This is a genomic window from Leifsonia sp. Soil_N53, assembly GCF_057655165.1.
Genome location: NZ_JBDGMM010000043.1, coordinates 1 through 14,501, shown reverse-complemented (window position 1 = coordinate 14,501; position 14,501 = coordinate 1). Strand labels below are relative to the sequence as shown.

At 72.3% G+C, this 14,501-nt stretch carries 10 protein-coding genes; 5 read left to right on the top strand and 5 right to left on the bottom strand.

The window, feature by feature from the left end:
• The first annotated feature begins 107 nt into the window (after nt 1-107).
• The gene (locus AC3A3H_RS04850; protein ID WP_487613442.1) at nt 108-2,294 is read left to right on the top strand and encodes an APC family permease; all 2,187 of its coding nucleotides are present in this window, start codon (nt 108-110) and stop codon (nt 2,292-2,294) included.
• A gap of 6 nt (nt 2,295-2,300) precedes the next feature.
• Here AC3A3H_RS04850 and AC3A3H_RS04845 read toward each other — a convergent pair whose 3' ends face one another.
• Entirely contained in the window at nt 2,301-3,017 is a 717-nt protein-coding gene (locus AC3A3H_RS04845) for an MBL fold metallo-hydrolase (protein WP_487613413.1), read from the bottom strand.
• Nucleotides 3,018-3,103: 86 nt separating this feature from the next.
• Here AC3A3H_RS04845 and AC3A3H_RS04840 point away from each other — a divergent pair, with 86 nt between their 5' ends.
• Nucleotides 3,104-3,880, top strand: coding sequence for a MerR family transcriptional regulator (locus AC3A3H_RS04840; protein WP_487613412.1), 777 nt, complete (start codon nt 3,104-3,106; stop codon nt 3,878-3,880).
• Between the two features lie 75 nt (nt 3,881-3,955).
• Here AC3A3H_RS04840 and yczE read toward each other — a convergent pair whose 3' ends face one another.
• Nucleotides 3,956-4,849 carry a membrane protein YczE gene (gene yczE, locus AC3A3H_RS04835; protein WP_487613411.1) on the bottom strand — a complete coding sequence of 298 codons (894 nt, stop codon included), beginning with the start codon at nt 4,847-4,849 and terminating at the stop codon, nt 3,956-3,958.
• A gap of 63 nt (nt 4,850-4,912) precedes the next feature.
• Here yczE and yczR point away from each other — a divergent pair, with 63 nt between their 5' ends.
• Nucleotides 4,913-6,409, top strand: coding sequence for a MocR-like transcription factor YczR (yczR, locus tag AC3A3H_RS04830; protein ID WP_487613410.1), 1,497 nt, complete (start codon nt 4,913-4,915; stop codon nt 6,407-6,409).
• On the opposite strand, the gene AC3A3H_RS04825 is transcribed toward yczR, so the two are convergent.
• Nucleotides 6,373-6,933: a Rossmann-fold NAD(P)-binding domain-containing protein gene (locus AC3A3H_RS04825; RefSeq protein ID WP_487613409.1), complete on the bottom strand. Its 561-nt coding sequence runs from the start codon at nt 6,931-6,933 to the stop codon at nt 6,373-6,375. The two genes, yczR and AC3A3H_RS04825, sit on opposite strands and share 37 nt — an antisense overlap.
• Nucleotides 6,934-7,037: 104 nt before the next feature.
• On the opposite strand from AC3A3H_RS04825, the gene AC3A3H_RS04820 reads away from it, so the two are divergent.
• A complete protein-coding gene (locus AC3A3H_RS04820) occupies nt 7,038-10,367 on the top strand; it encodes an efflux RND transporter permease subunit (RefSeq protein ID WP_487613408.1) in 3,330 nt (1,109 codons plus the stop codon).
• Between the two features lie 91 nt (nt 10,368-10,458).
• The gene (locus AC3A3H_RS04815; RefSeq protein WP_487613407.1) at nt 10,459-11,358 is read left to right on the top strand and encodes an arginase family protein; all 900 of its coding nucleotides are present in this window, start codon (nt 10,459-10,461) and stop codon (nt 11,356-11,358) included.
• A gap of 24 nt (nt 11,359-11,382) precedes the next feature.
• On the opposite strand, the gene hutI is transcribed toward AC3A3H_RS04815, so the two are convergent.
• Both hutI and hutU read right to left on the bottom strand, forming a co-directional pair.
• Nucleotides 11,383-12,543 carry an imidazolonepropionase gene (hutI, locus tag AC3A3H_RS04810; protein WP_487613406.1) on the bottom strand — a complete coding sequence of 387 codons (1,161 nt, stop codon included), beginning with the start codon at nt 12,541-12,543 and terminating at the stop codon, nt 11,383-11,385.
• Entirely contained in the window at nt 12,543-14,234 is a 1,692-nt protein-coding gene (hutU, locus tag AC3A3H_RS04805; RefSeq protein WP_487613405.1) for a urocanate hydratase, read from the bottom strand. Before hutU ends, hutI begins: the two co-directional genes overlap by 1 nt.
• Nucleotides 14,235-14,501: the final 267 nt, after the last annotated feature.

Below are 14,501 nucleotides of genomic sequence, written 5' to 3'. Positions count from 1 at the left end.
GCCAGAATCACATCCCGGTGACGGTGCAACGCGCCGACTTGACAGTGTTTTAGCAGCGAGTATTCTCGACCCTCGTGACAAATGAGGGGAGATCCCCGAAGCGCTGGTTGATCGGCGACCCGCTTCCGAGTGAGAAACTCGAAGGACAGCTGCTCCCGAAGCACCTCGCCCTACCCATTTTCGCCAGCGACGCGCTCTCGAGCGTCGCGTACGCTCCGCAGGAACTCCTGATGATCCTGCTGCTCGGCGGGCTGGCGTTCCTCACCTTCGCTCCCTGGGTCGCCGCGGCGGTCGTCGTGCTGCTCATCACCGTCGTGCTCAGCTACCGGCAGCTCGTCAAGGCCTACCCCTCGGGAGGCGGCGACTACGAGGTGGCGCACAAGAACCTGGGTGAGAAGGCCGGCCTCGTCGTGGCCTCCGCCCTCCTCGTCGACTACGTGCTGACTGTGGCCGTGTCGGTCGCCTCCGGCGTCGACAACGTCATCTCGGCGCTGCCGTTCCTCGCGCCGTGGCGCGTCGAGCTCGCGGTGATCTGCGTGATCATCCTCGCCGCGGTGAACCTCCGCGGCGTCCGGGAGTCGAGCAAGGCGTTCGCGCTCCCGACCTACATCTTCATCGGCAGCATCTTCGTGATGATCGTCACCGCTCTCGTCCGCACGGCGCTCGGCGACGCGCCGGTCGCCGAGTCGGCGGGGTACACGGTGCACGCGAGCAGCCTCACGCAGGCCGCGGTGGTGCTGCTGCTCCTGCGCGCGTTCTCCAGCGGCTGTTCGGCGCTGACCGGTGTGGAGGCCGTGGCCAACGGCGTGCCCGCCTTCCGCACCCCGAAGATCCGCAACGCCCGCACCACGCTCGGGCTGATGGGCGGCATCGCGATCGTCCTGTTCGCCGGCCTCACCGCCACCGCCCTGATCAGCGGCGTGCACTACGCGGAGAACCCGTGCGACCTCCAGGGCTGGGCTCAGTGCGCGACCTCCCCGCAGCGCTCGCTGATCGCGCAGATCGCGGCGGCGACGTTCGGCAACAACACCTTCTTCTTCTTCATCGTGCAGGCCGCCACGGCGGTCGTGCTGCTGCTGGCCGCGAACACCGCGTTCAACGGCTTCCCGCTGCTCGGCTCGGTGCTCGCCCGCGACTCCTACGCCCCGAAGGCGCTCAACACCCGCGGCGACCGCCTCGTCTACTCGAACGGCATGATCCTGCTGGCGCTCGCCGCCACGGTCCTGCTGCTCGTCTACCAGGCGAACCTGACCCAGCTCATCCAGCTCTACATCATCGGTGTGTTCGTGTCGTTCACGCTCGGCCAGTCCGGGATGGTGAAGCACTGGGTCACGCTGCTGCGCGGCAGCGGAAAAGACGGCAACGCCGTGCTGAGCTCGCGCGAGCGCAGCAGCATCGTCCGCTCGCTCTGCATCAACGCGTTCGGCGCGACGCTGACGTTCGTCGTCCTCATCGTCGTGACGATCACCAAGTTCACGCACGGCGCGTACCTCGTCTTCATCTTCATGCCGATCCTCTGGTTCCTGATGCTCGGCGTGAACCGGTACTACCGGGATGTCGAGAAGGAGATCGAGGTCGACCCGGTCACGACCTTCGGCAGCGTCGGCGACCACGCGATCGTGCTCATCGGCAAGATGCAGAAGCCGGCCCTCAAGGCCCTGGACTACGCGATCGCCGCCCGGCACGACTCGATCGAGGCGGTGCACGTCTCGATCGAGGAGGAGAGCACCCAGAAGCTGCAGCGGCAGTGGATCGAGCAGAACATCCATGTGCCGCTCACCGTCATCGAGTCGCCCTACCGCGAGTTCGGCGTGCCGCTGATCAAATACCTCAAGCACCGCCGCGAGGAGCACGGCTCCGAGGTGGTCACGGTCTACCTGCCGCAGTACATCGTCGGCCACTGGTGGGAGTCGCTGCTGCACAACCACCGGGCCCGCCGGCTGAGCAAGCAGCTGATGCTCTGCCACGGCGTCACCGTGGCGCTCGTGCCGTGGCTGCTCGACTCGTCGTCGCTGATCTACGGCCGCCGCTCCCGCCCGCTGCCCGGGCAGGACCGCCGCGGCGAGCCGGTGCGCGCCATCCCACGGCGCCCGCTGACGCCGGCCTCCGCCGCCCGCGCGCGCATCCACATCCACTCGACGCCGATCACGCTCGGCGAGCCGCAGGCGCCCGCCACCTTCTCGGCGCAGGACGAGTTCGCCGCGCCCGGCGAGCTGGCGGTTCCTCCGGTGGACGAGCGGACGGCGCGCGGCTCCGGCGAGCAGCCGAAGGCGCGGGCCAAAGCGAAGCGGTAGGGCCTCCTACAGCCGCAGCGCCCGTCCGTGCCCGGGGAGCACCCAGCGGGCCTCGCACAGGCTGACGCGCTGCGCGCTCGCCTGCGCCCCGTCGGGGTCGTGGTGGAAGAACGACGGCAGCTGCTGGAGCTCGCCCTCGGCGGCGAGCAGCGCGTGCCCGGTGACGAGCGCGTCGCCCGTGATCAGCGCCTCGGCGTCCGGCTCGAAGAAGCAGGCGTGCCCCGTCGTGTGCCCGGGCGACGGCACGATCTCGAGGCGGTGGCCGGTCGACAGCTCCAGCACGTCGGCGGTGATCGCCTGAGCCGCCGGGATGCCGACCTCGCCGAGGCCGCCCGCGCGGATGGCGGACACCGCCCACGGGATCGTGCCCCGCCGGAGCGCGACCGGCAGCAGGTCGCCGACGGTCACCTGCTCGGTGAGCTCGCGGCGGACGTTCGGCAGCTCGGCGGGCGCGGCCAGCACCTCCACGCCGTAGCGCTCGCTGAGCACCCGGCCGGCGCCGAGGTGGTCGGAGTGACCGTGTGTGATGATGAGGCGGGCGAGAGCCGAGACGTCGAGTCCGGTCTCGCGGATCGACTGCTCGACCAGCGGCAGGTCCGCCGGGTAGCCGCAGTCGACCAGCTCGACGCGTCCCCGGCCATGGAAGACGGTCCAGTTGGAGGCGGGGCCTTCGACGAAGAGGATGCCGGGGGCGACAGCGGTCAGGGAACGGAGCTCGCGCACACGTACGACAGTATCGCCTCGCGCTTGACCTTGACGTAGCGTCAACTTCTACCGTGGTATCAGCACCTCACGAAAGGAGGCGGATCATGGTGGACGCGACCGCGGACTGGAGCATCCAGGACATCGCGCGCATCGCCGGCACGACCAGCAGGACGCTGCGTCACTACGACGAGCTCGGGCTGCTCACGCCGAGCCGGATCGCGGCGAACGGTTACCGCCACTACGACCGCGACTCCCTCGTAAGGCTGCAGCGCATCCTGCTGCTGCGGGACCTCGGGCTCGGCCTCCCGGCCATCGCCCGCGTGCTCGACGGCAGACGGGATGCGGCGCCCGCATTGCGCGACCACCTGACGTGGCTGCGCGACGAGCGGGACAGGCTGGCGCGGCAGATCGCGTCGGTCGAGGCGACGATCCACGCAGTGGAGGAAGGAGGGGAGCTCGTGGCTGAGGAGATGTTCGACGGCTTCGACCACACGCAGTACAGGGAGGAGGTCGAGGAGCGCTGGGGGAAGGAGGCCTACGCGGCGTCCGACCGCTGGTGGCGCGGGATGACCGCGGAGGAGCGCGCCGGCTGGCAGCAGCGGCAGAAACAACTCGCGGCGGACTGGGTGGCCGCCGCCGAGCGCGGGGTGGACCCGGCGTCGGAGGAGGCGCAGGCCCTCGCCCGCCGGCACGCCGAATGGCTGGCCGACATCCCGGCGACGCCCGGCTACGGCACCGGCGCACCGCCGGCGGCGTACCTCACGGGACTCGGCGACATGTACGTCGCCGACCCCCGCTTCGCCGCCAACTACGGCGGCGCCGAGGGCGCCGCCTTCGTGCGCGACACCCTCCGCATCTACGCCGCCACCCACCTCGCCTAACCCAGCAATCTCTCCCGGAGTTGTGTACGCTCGCGCCCGGCGTGTCGCGTACATAACTCCGGGAGAGATTGCTGGCTAGGCGCGGCGGGCGCGGCCGGTGAGGCGGTCGTCGAGCCAGTGGGCGGCGATGAGGCGCGAGGGGCGGCGCGTCGTCGGCTCGGCGGGGGCGCGGTCGGGCTGGGGGCCGCGCACCAGCGGGGACTCGGCCCGGTCGGCCGCGCGCGAGCGGGTGGCCGCGTCTGACTCGAGCAGGATGCCGTCTCGCACGTCAAAACGGACGGCATCCCGCTCGCCCGCACCCTCCCCGCGGAGGCCGGGGCCCTGCTCCGCCGTGCCTTCCAGCTCGCCCTCCAGCTCGGCGTCCGCGGGCGCGGGCTCCGGCATCCGGATGGCGAAGAACGGGAGGGTGAGACTGCACAGCGGCCCGACCAGCAGCGCGAACGCGAGCGTCCCGACGCCGACGTCGCCGCCGAGGAACCAGCCGATGATCAGCACCGTGACCTCGATCGCCGTGCGCACGGCCCAGATCGGCCGGCCGGTGCGGGCGTGGAGGCCGGTCATCAGCCCGTCGCGCGGCCCCGGTCCCAGCTTCGGGCCGATGTACAGGCCGGTGGCGACCGCGAGCAGCAGCAGCCCTGCGGCGAAGACCAGCACCTGCAGCCACAGCTCGGTCTGCTGCGGGATGATCCAGAGCCCGAGCTGCGCGCTCGGCCCGACCAGCAGGACGTTGAGCACGGTCCCCAGCCCCGGTCGCTGCCGGAGCGGGATCCAGAAGGCCAGGACGAGCAGCCCGACCAGATTGGTGACCAGCCCGAACGGGATGCCGGTCTTGTACGACACGCCCTGGGCCAGCACGTCCCACGGCGAGACCCCGATCCCGGCGCGGACCATCAGCGCGATCGCGATGCCGTACAGGAACAGCCCGACCAGGAGCTGGCCGAGGCGGCGGACGAGGAGAAAGCGGGACATGCTGATAATCCAATCGCGCAATTGGACTTACAACAAGATGCCAATTCGGATAAAGTGGCCCGCATGCCCGACACCCAGCTGACCGCGCGCTCCCTCGAGTCCCTGCTCGGCGACTGGCGGGGCGCCGCTCCCGGCTACCAGTCGCTGGCCGACCGCGTCCGCCTGCTCGTGCTCGACGGCCGTATCCCGATCGGCACCCGCCTGCCCGCCGAACGCGACCTGGCCGGCCGGCTGGACCTCAGCCGCACGACCGTCAGCGCGGCCTACCGGCAGCTCCGGGAGGGCGGCTTCCTCGACAGCGTCCGCGGCTCCGGCAGCGTCGCGCGCCTCCCGGGCCCGGCGCTCGCCCTTCCGCTCAGCGGCGGCGAGGGGATGCTCGACTTCACCAAGGCCGCGCTGCCCGCCGCGGCCTCGCTCCCGGCCGCCGCCCGCGCCGCCGCGGAGGAGCTGCCGCACTTCCTCCCCGACTCCGGGTACGACCCGGTCGGCCTCCCGCACCTGCGCCAGGCAATCGCCGCCCGCTACGCCGACCGCGGCCTCCCGACCACCGCCGACCAGGTGCTCGTCACCGTCGGCGCGCAGCAGGCCATCGCGCTCATCGCCCGCACCTTCCTGTCCCGCGGCGACCGCGCGCTCGTGGAGATGCCGACCTATCCGCACGCGACGGAGGCCCTCCGGCTCGCCGGCGCCCGGCTCGTGCCGATCACGGTCACGCCCCCCGCGGACGCGCCGCACGCGCTGGGCCCGGACGGCCGGGAGCCGGCCGGCGAGGACGGCTGGGACGCCGACGCCGCCGAGCAGGCGATCCGGCGGGCCAACCCGGCGCTGGCGTACCTGATCCCGGACTTCCACAACCCGACGGGCGCGTCCATGTCGCCGGCCACCCGTGAGCGCATCCTCGCGGCGGCGGCCGCGCACGGGACCATCCTGGTCGGCGATGAGACCACGGCCGACCTGGACATCGACCGGGTCGGCGAGTACCTCCCGCTGCCGAGCTACGCCCACCGCACCGCCGGCGACCCGCCCGTGCTGCTGATCGGCTCGGCCTCCAAGAGCCTCTGGGGCGGCCTGCGGATCGGCTGGATCCGCGCCGAGCGGCCGCTGATCCAGCGGCTGATCGCGGCCAAGCCGTCCACCGACCTGGGCACGCCGATGATCGAGCAGCTCGTCGTCGCGCGGATGCTCCCGCAGATGCCCGAGATCCTGGAGGAGCGCCGCGTGCAGCTCGGCGCCGGGCGCGAGACCGTGCGGCGGCTGGCCGGGGAGGTCTTCCCGGAGTGGCGCATCCCGCGGCAGCACGGCGGCCTCGCTGCCTGGATCGGGATCGGCGCGCCGGTCAGCTCGACGCTCGCGCTCGCCGCGCGCAACCACGGCCTCCTGATCGCCGCCGGACCGCGCTTCGGCCTGGACGGCGCGTTCGAGCGGTTCCTGCGCGTGCCGATCACGTACAGCGAGGAGGAGACACGGCGCGCCTTCGTCGCCCTGGAGCGCGCGTGGGCTGTCGCCTCGACCGAGCCGGCTCCCTACTTCGACGCGGCCGCGCTGCCCAGCGTGGTCTGAGCGTCGACGCCGGTCAGCTCGCCCGCCACCGCCCAGAGCGAGGCCGGCAGGTCGCGGCCGCGGGCGCTCCGCGGCAGCCGCGCCCGGTGGGTCGGGCCGACCAGCGCCAGCCGCGACGGGCCGTAGTACGCGCCCTGCACGGCGGCCGGGTCGGCCGCGGCGAACAGCAGCGGCTCGGCGCCCTGCTCCACGCCCCGCGACGGCAGGAGCGTGCGGCCGGACGGCTGGAGCTGCTGCTCCGTGCCGCGGCCGAGGTTGCGGCCGGCGGTCTGCAGGTTGGTGCGGGTGTACCCGGGGTGCGCCGCGGTGCTGAGCAGTCCCCAGCCGTGTGCGTCCGAGAGCTCGGCGAGGCGCCGGGTCATCAGGAGGTCGGCGAGCTTCGACTGGGCGTACGCGCGCGGGGCGCTGCAGCGCCGCTCGAACTGGAGGTCGCGGAAGTCCGGATCGACTTCCGCGACAGCCTGGAGGTCCTGCTCGTGACGGTCATCCGCGGCCTGCGCTGAGTCTGCCCGTAACGCGCGCAACGTGGTACCACGGCATGAGGAAATTGCACAGCCTGCAATGAGAGACTTTGGCAGCGCCGCGGTCGCCGCACGCCACGCCATCACATCCGCCGAGGGGACCTTCCGTGCACTATCTCGCCGTTCTCAGCATGAAGAACCGCGCCCTCATCGCGCTCGTCACGATCGTGGCCGCCATCTTCGGCGGCTTCGCGCTCGGGAACCTCAAGCAGGAGCTCGCGCCCTCGATCTCGTTCCCGCAGCTCGTCGTGCTGTCGAGCTACCCCGGCGCCTCCCCCGAGGTCGTCAACCATGACGTGAGCACCCCGGTGGAGGCCGCGATCCAGGGCGTGCCGGACCTCGACTCCACCTCGGCGGTCAGCAGCACCAACCAGTCGATCATCACGGCGAAGTTCACCTACGGCACCGACCTCGCGACGGCGGAGCAGAAGATCGACCAGGCGATCAACCGCATCAAGTCGACCCTGCCGTCCGGCGTGGACCCGCAGGTGCTCTCCGGGTCGATCGACGACCTCCCCGTCATCCAGCTCGCGGTGAGCGGCGACACCGACCAGCGCACGCTCGGCGACGCCATCACCAAGCTCGCCCTTCCCGACATCAAGGCCGTGGAGGGCGTCAACGACGCCCAGCTCGTCGGCGAGGTCGGCCAGCGCATCACCATCACGCCCGACCCGGCCAAGCTCGCTGCCGCGGGCGTCAGCTCGTCCGCGATCAAGGACGCGCTGCAGCAGAACGGCGTGCTGCTCCCGGGCGGTTCGATCACCGAGAACGGCAAGACGCTCACGATCCAGTCGGGGGCGCAGCTGTCGTCGGTGGCGGACATCTCGGCGCTGCCGCTCATCAAGTCGGCCACGGGAGCGACCGGGGCGACCGCGGGTGCCGCACCCGGAGGCGCGGCCGGCGGAGCAGCGGGCCAGTCAGCCGCAGCCGCAGCCGCAGCCGCAGCCGCCGCCGCGAACACCACCCCGCCGACCATCGGCGACGTCGCCGCGGTCGCGCAGACCGACGACCCGACCACCTCGCTCTCCCGCGTCGACGGCAAGCCCGCGCTGACCATCGCGGTCACCAAGCTGCCGTCCGCCAACACCGTCGCCGTGTCGCACGCGGTGTCCGCGCTCATCCCGGACCTGGAGACCAAGCTCGGCGACAACGCGAAGATCACCGTGGTGTTCGACCAGGCGCCGTTCATCACCCAGTCGATCGACGCGCTCGCCGAGGAGGGCCTGCTCGGCCTCGGGATGGCTGTCATCGTCATCCTGGTGTTCCTGCTGTCGGTGCGCTCCACCCTCGTCACTGTGGTCTCGATCCCGACCAGCGTGCTCATCACTTTCATCGTGATGTGGGCGAGCGGCTACACGCTCAACATCATCACGCTCGGCGCGCTCACGATCGCGATCGGCCGGGTGGTGGACGACTCGATCGTCGTCATCGAGAACATCAAGCGACAACTCGTGGCCGGCGTGGACCGGGCCGTCACCATCGTCCGCGCGGTGCGCGAGGTGGGCGGCGCGATCACGGCGTCCACCATCACGACCGTCGCGGTGTTCCTGCCGCTCGCCTTCGTCGGCGACGTCACGGGCGAGCTGTTCCGGCCGTTCGCGCTGACCGTGACGATTGCGCTGCTCTCGTCGCTGCTGGTGGCGCTCACCATCGTGCCGGTGCTCGCGTACTGGTTCCTGCGCGCGCCGAAGGCCCGCAAGCACGAGGGCACGGAGCACGACGACGCGGCCGCGCACCTCTCGGTGGCCGAGGCGGCGGCGTCCGGGCACGACGAGCTCGAGCACCCGTCCCGCCTGCAGAGCGGCTACCTCCCGATCATCCGCTGGACGCTCAAGCACTCGTGGCTGACCATCGTCGCCGCCCTGATCGTGCTGGTCCTGACCTTCTTCTCGTTCCCGCTCCTCAAGACCAACTTCCTCGGGTCGAGCGGCCAGAACTCCCTCACCGTCTCGCAGACCCTGGAGCCGGGCGCCAGCCTGCAGGCCAAAGACGACGCCGCGCGCAAGGTGGAGGACAAGCTCCTGCACACCGACGGTGTGAAGACCGTCCAGGTGTCGATCGGCTCCAGCGGCTCGACGCTGCGGGACGCGTTCACCGGCGGCGGCGGGGCGACGACGTTCTCCGTGACGACCGACCCGAACGCGGACCAGGACAAGCTCCAGACGACCGTCCAGAACGAGATGGCCTCGATCAAGGGCGCCGGCGACATCACCGTGTCCTCATCGAGCGGCTTCGGCGGGTCCACCGACATCGAGGTGGACATCACCGCCAGCTCCGGCGCCGACCTCCAGAAGGCGACGGACTCCGTCGTGGCCGAGCTGAAGAAGCAGGAGTCGCTCAAGCAGGTCACGGACAACCTGAGCGCGTCGCTGCCGTACGTGTCGGTGAGCGTCGACCGCACGAAGGCGGCGGAGGCCGGCCTCAGCGAGGTGGCGGTCGGCACGATCGTCTCGCAGGCGATGCAGCCGACCCAGGTCGGCTCGGTCGCGATCGAGAACTCGACGCTCAACATCTACCTGCAGAGCGACAACCCGCCGACCACCGTGGCCGGGCTGTCCGACCTGCCGATCCCGACCGCCAAGGGGATCGTCCCGCTCAGCTCGGTCGCCACCGTCGCCGAGGCCAAGGGGCCGGCGACCGTGACCACGCAGCGCGGGCTGCGCACGTCCACCGTGACCGCGACGCCGGCCACCGACAACCTGACGACCGCCAACCAGGAGGTCACCACGGCGCTCAAGGACGCCGACCTCCCCGCCGGCGCGACCGCGAAGATCGGCGGCGTCTCGTCGAGTCAGTCGAGCGCGTTCGGCCAGCTCGGGCTCGCGCTGCTCGCGGCCATCCTGATCGTCTACATCGTGATGGTGGCGACCTTCCGCTCGCTGCGGCAGCCGCTGCTGCTCCTGGTCTCGGTGCCGTTCGCGGCGACCGGCGCCATCCTGCTGCAGCTCGCCTCGGGCATCCCGCTCGGCGTGGCCTCGCTGATCGGCGTGCTGATGCTGATCGGCATCGTGGTGACCAACGCGATCGTGCTCATCGACCTGGTCAACCAGTACCGCGCTCGCGGACTCACGGTGAGCGATGCGGTCGTGCACGGCGCCTCCCGCCGTCTGCGACCGATCCTGATGACGGCGCTCGCCACGATCGCCGCGCTGACGCCGATGGCGGTCGGCTGGACCGGCCACGGCGGCTTCATCTCGCAGCCGCTCGCCATCGTCGTGATCGGCGGCCTGATCTCCTCCACCGTGCTCACGCTGGTGGTGCTGCCCACGCTGTACAACCTCGTGGAGGGTGCGCGCGAGCGGCGGCTGGCGCGCAAGGCGGCGAAGGGCGGCGGGGCGGGCGGTCCCGGTGCGGAAGGCGCCGGCCCGGACGCTCCCGATGGGGAGTCGCCGCTGCCTCCGGTCTTCACGACGCCCGCGGGCGGCCGCCAGCTCTGATCCCGAGGGGCGCGCGCCGATGTCCGGGATACCAGACGTCGGAGGAGCGTGCCGGGACGCCCGGGGCGGTGCGCGTTGCTAGCGTCGCGGTATGAGCCTCTCCGTTGATCCCCTGTGGCCCCGTGCGGGTTCCTGGCCGTCGCTCGCCGAGCGTCCGGACGGGGAGGACATCGACCTCACCCTGATCGGCCTCCCGACCTGGCGCACCTCGCTGTCGCCGACCGGAGCGCACGCGACCCCGGCGGCGGTGCGGGAGGCGCTGCGCCGCTACTCGCTGCACGTCCCCGGCCTGGACGTCGAGGCGCTGCGCTTCGCCGACGCCGGCGACGTCGCCGAGCCGGACGGCCCCGAGGGCGAGCGGCGGGCCGTCGACGCCGTGCGCGCTGCCGTGTCCCGGTCGCGGCTGACTGTCGCGGTCGGCGGCGACAACTCCCTCACCGTCCCGAGCGCGCTCGGCGCCTGGGGTGACGAGCTGCCGACCGCCGGGCTGGTCACCCTCGACGCCCATCACGACCTCCGGGACGGGGTCTCGAACGGCTCGCCGGTGCGCCGCCTGGTGGAGGCCGGCCTCGACGGCCGGCGCATCGTCCAGATCGGGATCGCCGACTTCGCCAACTCGGCCGCCTACTCCCGCCGCGCGGCGGAGTACGGCATCACCGTCGTCCCGCGCGACGACCTCCGCCGCCGCCCGATCGACGACGTGATGGCGGAGGCGCTGGAGCTCGCCGGGTCGGCCGGCGGGCCGGTCCACGTCGACCTCGACGTGGATGTCTGCGACCGTTCCGTCGCGCCCGGGTGTCCGGCGTCGGTCCCCGGCGGCCTGGCGGCGTGGGAGCTGCGGAGGTTCGCCCGGCTGGCCGGGGCCTCCCCGCTGGTCCGCTCGATCGACATCGCCGAGGTCGACGCGACCGCGGACGCCGCCGACCAGCGCACCGTGCGCCTCGCCGCCCTGCTGGTGCTGGAGGCCGCCGCCGGCCTCGCCTCCCGCTGACGCGCGGCGCTTCGCGTTGCGCCGTCAGGCGACGTGCGTGCGCGACACCAGCGGGACGCCCGGGCGATACGCGAGGTGCACGTACGAGGGCGCGTCGAGCACGACGTAGTCGGCGCGCGCGCCCGGGCGCAGGTGCCCCACGTCGCCGCGGCGAAGCGCCTCCGCACCGCCGAGCGTCGCCGCCCGCAGCGCCTCCGCCACGGTCATGCCCATCTCCCGCACCGCCACCGCGATGCAGAACGGCATCGACGACGTGAAGGAGGAGCCCGGATTGCAGTCGCTCGCCAGCGCGACGCGCACGCCGGCGTCGATGAGGCGGCGGGCGTCCGGGTAGGGCTGCCTGGTCGAGAACTCGACGCCGGGCAGCAGCGTCGCGACCGTGCTCGAGCCGGCGAGCAGCGCGACGTCGCGGTCGGTGAGGTAGGTGCCGTGGTCGACGCTCGCCGCGCCCAGCTCCACGGCCAGCGCGACGCCGTCGCCCGGCCCGAGCTGGCTCGCGTGCACCCGCACCCCGAGTCCTCGTGCGGCTCCGGCCTCCAGGATGCGCCGCGACTGCGGAACGGTGAAGGCGCCGGTCTCGCAGAAGACGTCGACCCAGCGGGAGTACGAGGCACAGGCGTCGAGCATCGGCCCCGTCACCAGATCCACGTACCCTTCGGCGTCGTCCGCGTACTCCGCCGGGACCACATGCGCTCCGAGGAATGTGGTCTCCGGCGTGACCTCCTGCGCGATCCGCAGGATCCGCGCCTCGTCCTCGACGGTCAGGCCGTAGCCGCTCTTGATCTCGAACGTCGTCGTGCCCTGGGCCCGCAGCTCGCGGACGAAGCCGTCGAGCCGGCGGCGCAGTTCCGCGTCGGAGGCGGCGCGCGTGGCGGCGACCGTGCTGCCTATGCCGCCGGCGGAATACGGTCGTCCGGCCATCCGCGCCTCGAACTCCGCCGAGCGGTCGCCGCCGAAGACGAGGTGCGTGTGGCTGTCGACGAAGCCGGGGATGACGGCGGCGCCGCCGGCATCCACGACCTCGTCCGCGTCGCCGCGCGGCGCCGCCGACGTGGGACCGGTCCACTCGACCCGGCCGTCCACCTCCAGCAGGGCCGCGTCGGGGAGGATGCCGAGCGGTCCGGGGTGGGCGGGGTCCAGGGTGACGAGCTCGCCGATCCCGGTCAGCAGCGTCGCGCGGGACATCAGGCCCCCGAACCCGGAGCGGCAGGCGCGGCCGCCGCGGCCTCCTGCATCGGGATGCGCAGCCCGCGCTCGCGGGCGACGTCGGCGGCGTGCTCGTAGCCCGCGTCCACGTGCCGCATGACGCCGGTGCCGGGGTCGTTGGTGAGGACCCGTTCGATCTTCTGCGCCGCGAGCGGGGTGCCGTCGGCGACGACGACCTGCCCGGCGTGGATGCTGCGGCCGATGCCGACGCCGCCGCCGTGGTGGAGGGAGACCCAGGTGGCGCCGGAGGCGGTGTTGAGGAGTGCGTTGAGGAGCGGCCAGTCCGCGATCGCGTCGGAGCCGTCCTTCATCGCCTCCGTCTCGCGGTAGGGGGAGGCGACCGAGCCGGAGTCGAGGTGGTCGCGGCCGATGACGATCGGGGCAGAGAGCTCGCCGGAGGCGACCATCTCGTTGAACTTCAGCCCGGCGAGGTGCCGCTCCTTGTAGCCGAGCCAGCAGATCCGCGCCGGGAGGCCCTCGAAGTGCACCTTCTCGCCGGCCTGGGTGATCCAGCGGCGCAGCTTGTGGTCGTCGGGGAACAGCTGCAGGATGGCACGGTCGGTCGCGGCGATGTCCGCCGGGTCGCCGGAGAGCGCCGCCCAGCGGAACGGGCCGCGGCCCTCCTCGAACTGCGGCCGGATGTAGGCGGGGACGAAGCCGGGGAAGGCGAACGCACGGTCGTTGCCGCCGAGCTCCGCCTCGGCGCGGATGGAGTTTCCGTAGTCGAAGACCTCGGCGCCGGCGTCGAGGAAGCCGACCATGGCCTCCACCTGCTTCGCCATCGAGAGGCGGGCGGCGATCGTGAAGGCCTCGGGGTCGGCCGCGGCGCGGTCGTGCCACTCCTCGACGGTGACGCCCTCCGGGAGGTAGCTCAACGGGTCGTGCGCGCTGGTCTGGTCGGTGACGATGTCGATCGGGACCCCGCGGCGCAACAGCTCCGGGAAGACCGTCGCCGCGTTGCCGACGAGGCCGACCGAGAGCGCCCGGCGCTCGTCCTTGGCGGCGAGGACGCGGGCGATCGCGTCGTCGAGGTCGTCGGCGAGCTCGTCGAGGTAGCCGTGGTCGACGCGGCGCTGCAGGCGGGTGCCGTCGACGTCGACGATGAGGACGGCGCCGCCGTTGAGGGTGACGGCCAGCGGCTGCGCGCCGCCCATCCCGCCGCAGCCGCCGGTCAGGGTGAGCGTGCCGGCGAGCGAGCCGTCGAACCGCTTGTCCGCGATCGCCGCGAACGTCTCGTACGTGCCCTGGAGGATGCCCTGCGAGCCGATGTAGATCCAGGAGCCGGCCGTCATCTGGCCGTACATGGTCAGGCCGAGCGCCTCCAGCCGGCGGAACTCGGGCCATGTCGCCCAGTCGCCGACCAGGTTCGAGTTGGCGATGAGCACGCGCGGCGCCCACTCGTGCGTGCGGAACACCCCGACCGGCTTGCCGGACTGGACCAGCAGCGTCTCGTTGGCCTCCAGGTCGCGCAGGGTCGCCACGATCGCGTCGAACGCCTCCCAGCTGCGCGCCGCGCGCCCCGTGCCGCCGTAGACCACCAGGTCGTCCGGCCGCTCCGCCACCTCCGGGTCGAGGTTGTTCATCAGCATCCGTAGCGGCGCCTCGGTCTGCCAGCTCTTCGCGCTGAGCTCCGTCCCGCGCGGCGCCCGCACCGATCGTGATCCCTGCATCGTGTACTCCTTACGTTTAGTAACCATCCGTTCCGGAGTTGTGTACGCCTCGCCTCGGCGTGTTGCGTACATAACTCCGGGAGAGATGGAGGGGGTCAGTGGAGGGGGGTGGTGGTGAGGGCCGCGGCGACCGCGGCGCCGGAGGCGACGAAGGCGACGGCGGCCTCGATCTCGGGGGAGAGGTGGCGGTCGGGGCCGGGGCCGGGGACGGTGGCGCGCAGCGCCTCGGTGACCGCGCCGGTGGCCGGGCCCTGGCGCAGCGGCGCC